This window comes from Methanomicrobium sp. (assembly GCF_055145805.1).
Window position 1 is genome coordinate 1 of the sequence record NZ_JBSREC010000016.1, and the last position, 8380, is coordinate 8380.

The following is an 8380-nucleotide window of genomic DNA, read 5'->3' on the forward strand; positions in this document are numbered from 1 at the left end:
GTTACGATCACCACGTCTGGTTCGGCAGGTTCATCATCAACCACTTCATACCTGGCACTGCCTTCGGTTCTTCTGGTCTTCTATCATATGAGCACGCCGTTCTACATGATTGGAGTAATACTCGCAATCGCCATGGGTTTTGACCTGATCTCAAAAGAACGTGAGAATAAGTCATTAAAAATTCTCCTCGCCCATCCGGTATACCGGGATGAAGTTATAAACGGAAAGGCCCTGGGCGCAATTGCAGCACTCTCCCTTGCCTTCGGGATTGTACTGCTTATTTCATTTGCAACATTACTCATATTCAGTCTTGTACCAAATGCAACGGAAGTCCTGCTAATTATACTCTTCTGCGGTTTCTCTTTCCTCTTCATATTCACTTACTTCTCCATTGCACTCTGCATGTCGGCAATTACCGAAGACAGCGGTAAAGCACTTATCTACACTATGATAATATACACTCTTTTTGCGGGCCTTATTCCGATAATTATGAGCACACCTGCAATAAGTGATCTAGTAGTCGGACAGGCACCGGAAATGCCGGATATCGCATATGACCAGATGAGTCAGGCAAATGGGGAAAATCCTGAACTGAAACTGTACCAGCAACAGATCAGGGAATACTCAGAACGGCGAACGACATTTATGCAGACCTTATCGCTCTTCTCCCCGACAAATAATTACCAGAAGATCACGACTAGTCTCACCAACCCTACTGTCGCACGCGCCATATACGGGCAGGCGATAGGAGATGCAGGAAATGGTGAGACAGGAGTTGACATTCCGGGAATCTTATCCAACCTTTACATAAATATTATCGCACTCATCCTTTTACCGGTAACTTTCTTCGGGATTGCATATGTCAGGTTCATGAGAATAGATATCCGGTAATGAAGAATAAAACATGCACAAAAACCAACCTCAGACATCCTCTCTTTTTTCATGCCTTAATTTCACTGATTCCAATTATCGTTTTTATCCCGTCTTATGCAGTTGCTGACTTTACCACATCTATGAATTCCAATGTCACAATACAACGTAACATACACACGGAAAAATTGTAAAAGCAGGGACGAGAAAAGATTATCTGACTCTTAATACACAGGGATTTTAAAATAAGGCCTTGTAAAAATTCTTTTGTAAATTAGCGTAAATAAAAATTGCATGAAAGAATTACACCCAGGTCAATGATTAAACAAAAAATTCAAATGAGCTGCAATACTTTTTGCAAAAAAATCAGGAATATATAATTCCTTTTTTTAATTTTGATATAATCACAAAAATTGCGGGAAAGATTATATCGCATCATACCTTAAAAAAGAAACATGAAAGAGATAATAGGAGTTGCCAGGAGTTTCAACGGACTGCAGGTTTCATACCTTTTAGGAGAAGAGACAATATCAGAACTTTTCAGCTACGAAAACCTGATTGAAATGAAGATAAACGTATCTGATCTCGTGGCAAATCCCTCTCATTACGCATTTGAACCAGAAGGACCTGCAATTGTAAGAACAGATTTCTGCGGGAAACATTAAGAAAAAACCGGAAGAATCTGCGAAATAGGCTTTATATTCTTAATTAAATTCTAATTTAAAGTGTATTTTCCCAGGATTTGGAATAATACAACACTACCAATATATATTATAAAAATAGACTCTTAAAAAAGGATGATGAACGAAAAAGTACTAAAAGCCATAACAAATATCGAACTGGCGGTCTACTTTGCCTTAATGATACTTTTAACGATAGTAATAGTCTTTTCATTGTATGAACTTGTAGTAATGATGGCAATCAGTCTGTTATACGACGACTCTGTATATCTCCTTGAAGCACACGGCATTTTACAGTTCTTTGAGTTTTTCCTGCTTATTTTAATAGGAATAGAACTTATGGAAACCATAAAATCATTCCTTGCAACGCAAAAACTTGAAGTTGGAATTGTAATAATACTTGCAATAATAGCAATTTCAAGAAAGATAATTGTACTCGACCCGAATACTGCATCCGATCTTGAACTTATCGGTATAGGTGCAGTCGTAATTGCCCTGACCGCAGGCTACTACTTCGTTAAAAAAGCAGACTCATTAAAACCCTGAAGACAATAATTTTCATCTTTTAAAATAATTTTAACAGATTTTTAAGCAATAAAAAATTAACAGTCAATAACTTATTTTTCGCTTTAATATTCAGACCCTGCCATATGCATCATCAAATCTTTCAATATCATCCTCATTGAGATATTCACCTATCTGAACCTCTATTACCTCAAGCGGAATTTTACCTTTATTTGCAAGCCTGTGCATAGCACCTGCCGGAACATATGTACTCTCTCCATGGGAGAGGGTTTTTGTGCCTGAATTAACAGTAACCTCAGCACTACCGCTAACAACAACCCAGTGTTCACTTCTGTGATGATGCTTTTGAAGTGAGAGAATACTTCCCGGTTTTACCGATACTCTCTTTATCTTATAAAATTTGTGTTCTTCCAGAATAGTGTAAGATCCCCACGGCCGGTTAACTGTGAGATGATACTTTGCAATATCATCTTCCCTCTCCTGATATATCTGGACAATTTCCCTGACAGACTCGGTGCTCTTGAGATCACAGACCAAAAGTGCATCGCCGGTATCTATGACAGCAGTATTATTAATTCCGATAAGTGCAACTTTTTTATTGCCGGATGAGACAAAATTCCCCTTTGAATTCAAAAATTCAGCACTGCCTGCATTTCCGTTCTCATCAGGAGTCTTCATCTCATACATCGATTTAAAGCTTCCAAGATCACTCCAGAAACAGTCAAGCATAACAACCGCAATCTTTTCTGATCTTTCAAGAAGGCCGTAATCTATTGAGACTGAATCAAGCTTTTGGTAATCCACCTCACCAGAGGAGAATCCGGCTGCTATTTCCGGCTGATACTTCTTTGTTTCTGAAAGAAAAACCCGGGACGAGAAGAGAAATATTCCACTGTTCCAGAGATAGCCTGAAGATACATATTTTTTTGCAAGCTCCAAATTTGGTTTTTCCTTAAATGCAGAGACTTCATATCCAAATTCAAGAGACTTTCCGGGATTTATATATCCGTAACCGGTGTTGGGGCAGTCCGGTTTTATTCCAAAGACAACAATATGATTTTTTGCAAGTTCTGCTGCCTTTTTAAAAATATCAACAGACTCATCAGACAAAACATGATCACTTGGGAAAACAATTATCTCACAATCATCATCGTCTCTGCAGATCTCTTTTACGCCCCACATAATTGCCGGAAGTGTATTTTTGCCAGCAGGCTCCTTTAGGATATGATTTTCCGGAATGTTAAATCCGAGATCTTCTATCTGATTTTTGACAATAAACTGATAAAGCTCGTTTGTTACAACGATTATCTCTTCAGGACTACTTAATTTAAGGGCTCTTAGAAAAGTATTCTGAAACAGAGAACTGCCATTAATATTCAGAAACTGTTTGGGATAATATTTACGCGATAAAGGCCACAGACGGGTGCCGGTCCCCCCTGCAAGAATGATTGTTTTCATATTTATTCCACCAGATATAAGAGTTTAGTTTTTATTAATACTGCTTAAAGAGATATCAGTCGTTATTTTATTATTAATTTGTGAAAACATTTATTCCCTTCCGGACAGTAATGACTAAAAATGCAGGATTTGACAATTATGAAAACAATTCCCAAAGCACTACACATTATGATTGCCCTGGTTATTATTTCAGTAATATTGATCTCCGGGTGCACCACAACGCAGTCAGGACAGGCAGGTTCACATAACTTTGAACAGACTATATCACTTCCCGAACAGCACTACAGACCGGACGGGTCATGCTACTATACATCATTAATAGACGTTACAAATTCAGGACAGGGGCCTGCAATGAATGTAATGGTACGATGCGCCTTAAAAGATCAGGTTACAGGAGATACTGCCGATAGTGAGAGCAGATTTTTTGAAGTGATAGATGAGGACGATCACAAAGCGTTTTCTGTAAGCCTGGATGGTGAATGCGGCAAAAATTACGCAATCGGCGTTGATGTAACAGAGGATTACAAATGAAGATTGTCGGGTTATGCGCAAGTCCGAGAGGCAAAAAAAGCAGCACAATGTCTCTTGTAAAACAGGGACTTTTGGGTGCGGGGAAAAAGGGAGCCAAAACAGAATTTATAAACCTCTGCAAAAAAGAGATTAAATTCTGTACAGGCTGCAATGTATGCTACAAAAAAGGCAAATGCATCCACAATGATGATTTTAAGGAGATATTTGAGGCAATTTTGGAGAGTGACGGAATAATTCTGGGATCTCCTAATTACATAAACTCCGTATCTGCACAGATGAAGGTATTTTTGGACAGACTTGCCGATGCTATTCACTGTCAGAGATTCACCGGAAAATACGGTTTCTCGGTCTCAACCGCAGGCGGTTCAAACTCAGGACTTGTTTGTGATTATCTCAACAATACTCTTTTAATTCTCGGTGCAAATACTGTAGGAAAAGTGAATATTGATATAGGAGCGAATCCGGACGGTTTTTCTGATGCACAGACTGAAGCTTTTCTGATGGGGGAGAGGCTTTTTGACGCAATTGAGAAAAAAGAGACCTGGCCTGAACAGGAAAAACTTCACACCGATATGAAGGAGAGAATGAAATATATTGTCACTCTTAACAAAGAAGAGTGGAAATCCGAGTATGACTACTGGAAAAAAGAGGGATGGCTCTGATAAAAAGATCAATTTTCAAATATTTTTTTAAGCCTTTTATCCACATTTAAAGAGTGTGTTCCTCTCCAGTAAAGCTTCCTGCACAAAGGGCACCACATAAATTTCAGATCTTTTTTTCCAGACGGGGCATAAGAGGAATTATTAATCTCATCCGAAGAGGCAGGCCGAAGAGATGTATTGCAGACAACACATCTCTGCATTCCCGGTGAATGCGAGCTGTCAATTAATCCTACCTTAAAAAGCTGCTCTACCTGGCAAAGCACATCATCGGACTTTAATAAAACGGCAGAATATTTTTTACCTCTTCCTGCAAGCTCTCTGTCGCGTGTTAAAAGATATCGCCCTTCTTCTTTTGCAATCTCTAAAAGAAGTGTATCTTCGCGGCTGTTTCCCGGAGTCAGGGAGACAGCACTCCTGGTATCATATCCCATAAATCTGAGATAACGGGTTAAAACACCAAGCATTCTGTCTGTCAGAAAACGATTCATATCATCCATTTAAAATCCATTTATTCTAAAAAAATTATATGAAAATCCTGCTGTCAGACTGAATTTACAACAGGTATCTCTGCACCGCATTTTTCACAGATATGCCCTTTTAAGCTGACATTATTCTGTGTGAATCCATTGCGTTCGATAAGAAGTGCGCCGCAGTTATGGCACCATGTATTGCTGAAAGGATGGGATGCGACATTTCCAATATAAGGATACCTGATTCCGGCATCCTTTGCAAACTGGTATGCTTTTTCGAGTGTTTTAATAGGAGTAGGGCCTATGTCCGTCATATTATAGTCGGGGTGAAACCTTGTGAAATGAACAGGAGTGTCCTCACCGAGATTTTCATATATCCATTTTACAAGATTTTTTATCTCTTCATCAGAATCATTTATGCCCGGAATCAGAAGTGTTACTGTTTCTATGTGCATACCGCATTCTTTTGCCTTTATTGTCGCATCCAGTACAGGCTGAAGTTTTGCTTTACAGACCCTGTGATAGAAATCTTCTGTGAAGGCCTTTATGTCAACCCTGAATGCATTGAGCATTCCGGAAAGCTCGGACACCGCATCTTCGGTCATATACCCGTTTGTCACATAAATTGTGCCAAGACCCTCCTTCCGTGCAATCTTTCCCATATCCATTGCATATTCATGCCAGATTGTCGGCTCGTTATATGTCCATGCAATACTTTTGCAATGGTAATTTTTTGCCTTTAAAACACCCTCATCCGGGCTTAGGGAATGAAGAAATCCTGCTGTTGTACACTGCGAAATTTCCCAGTTCTGGCAGTGGCTGCATTTAAAATTGCATCCAATGCCGCCAAGCGAGTAAACATTTGTACCGGGAAGAAAGTGATTAAGCGGTTTTTTCTCTATTGGATCAACAGCCTCCGCACTCACCTTTCCGTAGCTTTCAGCATATAATATCCCGCCCCGGTTCATCCGGACTCCGCAGATTCCGGTTTTTGTATCAGCAATTGTGCATCTGTGGCTGCAGAGACTGCATTTTACAGAACTGTTATCTTTTTTTTCGTAAAGCCGGCATTCATGCATTTAAATAAATCCCCCTGCAATGATTCTTTTTCTGCACTCATATGTAATGACTTTTGCCGTCAGCCGTCAACTCAGGGAAATGTTAATTTATATGAATGATCTTTACTCAACTTATGTCAGAAATCCATATGCTGACGTATTTGCGGAGAGATGGAGATGGCAATTGATCCTGTATGCAAAATGACTGTGGATGAGAAAACTGCTAAGTACTCATCAGATTATAAGGGAAAGAAATACTATTTCTGTGCACAGGGATGCAAAGTATCCTTTGATAAAGAGCCGGATAAATACCTTCAAAATTAAAAGAGCATCTTTACAGAATATTGCAGATTTCAGCCCTCCCGGGTTATGCATGAACCGCCCGGCATAATTTTATTTCTCATAATCAAAAATCCAAAAAGACTGAATGATCATGATCTTTATTACAGTCATAAATCATAAGATCAAATATTTAGAAAGAATATATGGTATTATAACCAAAGTTTAGTTCTGATATGAAAAAAATTGTAATCTCGCTTGGCGGCTCTATTCTTGTTCCCTCACTTGAATCAAATAATATCAGACAATACCGTGATGTTCTGACTGAATTATCGGAAAAATATCAGATCTTTGTGGTCATCGGAGGCGGCGGGGAGGCCAGAAGATATATTGATGTTGCGCGCTCCCTTGATATTGACGAGGCGACATCAGACGAACTGGGTATACTGGTAACAAGACTAAATGCATCGCTTCTTTCCTGGGCAATCGGCAATTCTGCATATCCGGCTGTTGCAGAGAACTATACTGACGCCCTAAAATATGCTGAGTCCGGCAAAATTGTAGTGATGGGCGGCGTTACACCCGGACAGACGACTGATGCGGTATCTGCTGTTATTGCAGAGAGGGTAAAAGCAGATCTCTTGATAAATCTTACATCAATAGACGGCATTTATTCAGAAGATCCAAAAAAGAACAGCAATGCAACAAAATTTGATTATATGACACCTGACGATCTGATAAATATAGTCTCAGGCGGAAAGATGGGTGCGGGCTCAAACAATGTAATTGATCTTGTCGCTGCAAAAATAATCCAGAGAAGCAGGATACCCCTGATTGTTATTGACGGAAACAGTCCGAAAAACCTCACAGATGCACTTTTAACGGGCAGTTTCTCCGGATCCTTTGTATGCGAAACAAAAAAAGATATTCTGCCGCTCTGATACAGTTTCAATATTAAATCGGCACATTTTTTAATATTACAGTGGAATATATGATGTCACAAACGGGGTAGTAGGGTAGCCTGGTCCATCCTAGAGCGTTTGGGACGCTTTGACGGCAGTTCGAATCTGCCCTACCCCATTTAAGTGTTTTTTTATGCAGACTTTGAGTGCTTGCAGAATATATTCAGTTCTTAAAAAAATTTACGTGAATAAAGATACGAATTTCAATTTTCTTGAGTTTGAAAACCCTTTCCAGATTCTTGTAATGACAGTTCTTTCTGCACAGACAACCGATAAAACTGTAAACAGGGTAAAACAAGAGCTCTTCAAAAAATATCCCGACTGCAAAAGTCTTGCAGAAGCAGATATAAACGACGTTGAAAGTATAATCAAAAGCACCGGATTTTATCATTCCAAGGCAAAAAACATAATTGCGGCCTCAAAACTTTTATGCAGCCGTTTTGGAGGTATTGTTCCGGATACAATAGAAGAGCTTGTAACACTCCCGGGTGTCGGGAGAAAAACTGCAAACATTGTTTTAAACCACGCTTATGGAATAAACGAGGGGATTGCGGTTGACACACACGTAAAAAGGGTTGCTCTTCGTCTGGGGATGACAGACAACACAGATCCGGATAAAATAGAGAGGGATTTGACCGCCCTTCTTCCAAAGAAAGTATGGGGAAAGATTAATTTTCTTTTAATATCGCACGGGCGCAAAGTCTGTGATGCCAGAAAACCTGCATGTGATATTTGCGAGATTAAGGATTTGTGCAGATATTATAAAGAAGAGAAAAAGGCATTACAAGAGACTTTTTTAAGAAAAAAATAATTAAAATTTAATTTTGTTTAATTGTTTTCCAGATATGCCGCAATTCTGTCGCCGACATTCTGCTCAAGGTTTCT

The 8380-nt window shown here is 39.3% G+C and carries 11 protein-coding genes and 1 tRNA gene; 9 read left to right on the top strand and 3 right to left on the bottom strand.

Annotated elements, in window-relative coordinates:
• From ACTB1O_RS01045 to ACTB1O_RS01055, 3 genes are all read left to right on the top strand, one after another.
• On the top strand, positions 1 to 891 hold an 891-nt coding region (locus ACTB1O_RS01045), incomplete at its 5' end, for an ABC transporter permease (protein ID WP_462993287.1).
• 434 nt (positions 892 to 1325) lie between these two features.
• On the top strand, positions 1326 to 1535 hold the full coding sequence (locus ACTB1O_RS01050) for a hypothetical protein (protein ID WP_462993288.1): 210 nt from the start codon (positions 1326 to 1328) through the stop codon (positions 1533 to 1535).
• Between the two features lie 132 nt (positions 1536 to 1667).
• Positions 1668 to 2096: a phosphate-starvation-inducible PsiE family protein gene (locus ACTB1O_RS01055; RefSeq protein ID WP_462993289.1), complete on the top strand. Its 429-nt coding sequence runs from the start codon at positions 1668 to 1670 to the stop codon at positions 2094 to 2096.
• Between the two features lie 90 nt (positions 2097 to 2186).
• Here the strand turns inward: ACTB1O_RS01055 and ACTB1O_RS01060 are convergent, their stop codons facing one another.
• Positions 2187 to 3533, bottom strand: coding sequence for a mannose-1-phosphate guanylyltransferase/mannose-6-phosphate isomerase (locus ACTB1O_RS01060; RefSeq protein ID WP_462993290.1), 1347 nt, complete (start codon positions 3531 to 3533; stop codon positions 2187 to 2189).
• A gap of 138 nt (positions 3534 to 3671) precedes the next feature.
• On the opposite strand from ACTB1O_RS01060, the gene ACTB1O_RS01065 reads away from it, so the two are divergent.
• Both ACTB1O_RS01065 and ACTB1O_RS01070 read left to right on the top strand, forming a co-directional pair.
• A complete protein-coding gene (locus ACTB1O_RS01065; protein WP_462993291.1) occupies positions 3672 to 4064 on the top strand; it encodes a hypothetical protein in 393 nt (130 codons plus the stop codon).
• Positions 4061 to 4726: a flavodoxin family protein gene (locus tag ACTB1O_RS01070; protein ID WP_462993292.1), complete on the top strand. Its 666-nt coding sequence runs from the start codon at positions 4061 to 4063 to the stop codon at positions 4724 to 4726. Before ACTB1O_RS01065 ends, ACTB1O_RS01070 begins: the two co-directional genes overlap by 4 nt.
• Before the next feature lie 8 nt (positions 4727 to 4734).
• On the opposite strand, the gene ACTB1O_RS01075 is transcribed toward ACTB1O_RS01070, so the two are convergent.
• Both ACTB1O_RS01075 and amrS read right to left on the bottom strand, forming a co-directional pair.
• Positions 4735 to 5223, bottom strand: coding sequence for a Mut7-C RNAse domain-containing protein (locus ACTB1O_RS01075; RefSeq protein ID WP_462993293.1), 489 nt, complete (start codon positions 5221 to 5223; stop codon positions 4735 to 4737).
• 44 nt (positions 5224 to 5267) lie between these two features.
• Positions 5268 to 6275, bottom strand: a complete 1008-nt coding sequence (gene amrS / locus ACTB1O_RS01080; RefSeq protein WP_462993294.1) for an AmmeMemoRadiSam system radical SAM enzyme — start codon at positions 6273 to 6275, stop codon at positions 5268 to 5270.
• Between the two features lie 156 nt (positions 6276 to 6431).
• On the opposite strand from amrS, the gene ACTB1O_RS01085 reads away from it, so the two are divergent.
• From ACTB1O_RS01085 to nth, 4 genes are all read left to right on the top strand, one after another.
• On the top strand, positions 6432 to 6578 hold the full coding sequence (locus ACTB1O_RS01085) for a YHS domain-containing protein (RefSeq protein ID WP_462993295.1): 147 nt from the start codon (positions 6432 to 6434) through the stop codon (positions 6576 to 6578).
• Positions 6579 to 6769: 191 nt separating this feature from the next.
• Positions 6770 to 7474 carry a UMP kinase gene (pyrH, locus tag ACTB1O_RS01090; protein ID WP_462993296.1) on the top strand — a complete coding sequence of 235 codons (705 nt, stop codon included), beginning with the start codon at positions 6770 to 6772 and terminating at the stop codon, positions 7472 to 7474.
• Positions 7475 to 7538: 64 nt separating this feature from the next.
• Positions 7539 to 7613, top strand: a tRNA-Pro gene (locus ACTB1O_RS01095).
• 15 nt (positions 7614 to 7628) lie between these two features.
• A complete protein-coding gene (gene nth / locus ACTB1O_RS01100; RefSeq protein ID WP_462993297.1) occupies positions 7629 to 8306 on the top strand; it encodes an endonuclease III in 678 nt (225 codons plus the stop codon).
• The last annotated feature ends 74 nt before the right edge of the window (positions 8307 to 8380 follow it).

Coding starts and splice junctions, on each gene's coding strand:
- ACTB1O_RS01060 (WP_462993290.1), bottom strand. CDS start 3,533: ATGAAAACAATCATTCTTGCAGGGGGGACCGGCACCCGTCTGTGGCCT.
- ACTB1O_RS01085 (WP_462993295.1), top strand. CDS start 6,432: ATGGCAATTGATCCTGTATGCAAAATGACTGTGGATGAGAAAACTGCT.
- ACTB1O_RS01055 (WP_462993289.1), top strand. CDS start 1,668: ATGATGAACGAAAAAGTACTAAAAGCCATAACAAATATCGAACTGGCG.
- ACTB1O_RS01050 (WP_462993288.1), top strand. CDS start 1,326: ATGAAAGAGATAATAGGAGTTGCCAGGAGTTTCAACGGACTGCAGGTT.
- amrS (WP_462993294.1), bottom strand. CDS start 6,275: ATGCATGAATGCCGGCTTTACGAAAAAAAAGATAACAGTTCTGTAAAA.
- ACTB1O_RS01070 (WP_462993292.1), top strand. CDS start 4,061: ATGAAGATTGTCGGGTTATGCGCAAGTCCGAGAGGCAAAAAAAGCAGC.
- ACTB1O_RS01065 (WP_462993291.1), top strand. CDS start 3,672: ATGAAAACAATTCCCAAAGCACTACACATTATGATTGCCCTGGTTATT.
- pyrH (WP_462993296.1), top strand. CDS start 6,770: ATGAAAAAAATTGTAATCTCGCTTGGCGGCTCTATTCTTGTTCCCTCA.
- nth (WP_462993297.1), top strand. CDS start 7,629: ATGCAGACTTTGAGTGCTTGCAGAATATATTCAGTTCTTAAAAAAATT.
- ACTB1O_RS01075 (WP_462993293.1), bottom strand. CDS start 5,223: ATGGATGATATGAATCGTTTTCTGACAGACAGAATGCTTGGTGTTTTA.